This is a genomic window from Streptomyces sp. NTH33, assembly GCF_003236365.1.
GTDB lineage: Bacteria > Actinomycetota > Actinomycetes > Streptomycetales > Streptomycetaceae > Streptomyces.
In genome coordinates this window covers 1-921 of sequence record NZ_POTZ01000984.1, presented here as the reverse complement: position 1 = coordinate 921, position 921 = coordinate 1, and the positions used below count along the sequence as shown (strand labels likewise).

General features: G+C 76.1%; 1 protein-coding gene. It reads right to left on the bottom strand.

Going from position 1 to position 921, the window contains the following annotated elements:
- Positions 1 to 921: serine/threonine-protein kinase (locus C1I97_RS37975; protein WP_441349202.1), on the bottom strand; the 921-nt coding region annotated here is incomplete at both ends.

Genomic DNA, 921 nt, shown 5'->3' with positions numbered 1-921 from the left:
CCCCTCCCCCTTGGCCGGCTCCACCGCGCCGGCTCCGGCCGCCCCGTCCGGCCCGCGTTCCTCCTGTGCCCGCGGCTCCTCCGGGCTCTCCGCGTCCAGCAACTGGACGGCGTGGCGCCCGAGCTGGGCGACCAGGGCGCCCGGCAGCCACGGGTCGCGGAGACGGCCGTCGGCGACCGTGTTCTCGGCGCCGGTGCGCTGGACGACCTGGTCGAGGGTCGGCCGGGCGGCCGGGTCCTTCTGCAGGCAGGCGCGGACGAGGTCGGCGATGCCCTCGGGCAGCGTGTCGAGGGCGGGCTCCTCCTCGGCGATGCGGAACATCAGCGCGTGCACCCCGCTGTCGGCACCGCCGAAGGGCAGCACGCCGGTCGCGGCGTACGCGAGCACCGAGCCGAGGCAGAAGACGTCGCACGCCGGAGTGATCCGGTCACCGCGCACCTGCTCGGGCGCCATGAACCCGGGCGAGCCGACCAGCGCGCCGGTCCGGGTGAGCCCGCCGTCCGTGACCGTCTCCAGCGCCCGCGCGATGCCGAAGTCGATGACGCGCGGGCCGTCGATCGTGACGAGCACGTTGGACGGCTTGAGGTCGCGGTGGATGAGCCCGGCGGCGTGGATGTCCTCGAGCGCACCGGCCAGCCCGGCCGCGAGGATCCGTACCGACCGCTCGGGCAACGGGCCGTGGTCGTGCCCGACGACCTGCTGCAAACTGGGCCCGGCGACGTACCCGGTGGCCACCCACGGCACGGCGGCCTCGGTGTCCGCGTCCAGCACGGGCGCCGTCCAGTACCCGCCGACCCGCCGCGCGGCCTGCACCTCCTGCCGGAACCGCGCCCGGAACTCCTCCAGCTGCGCCAGCTCCTGCCGCACCAGCTTCACGGCGACGGTCCGCCCCCGATCCGACCGGGCCAGGTACACCCGCCC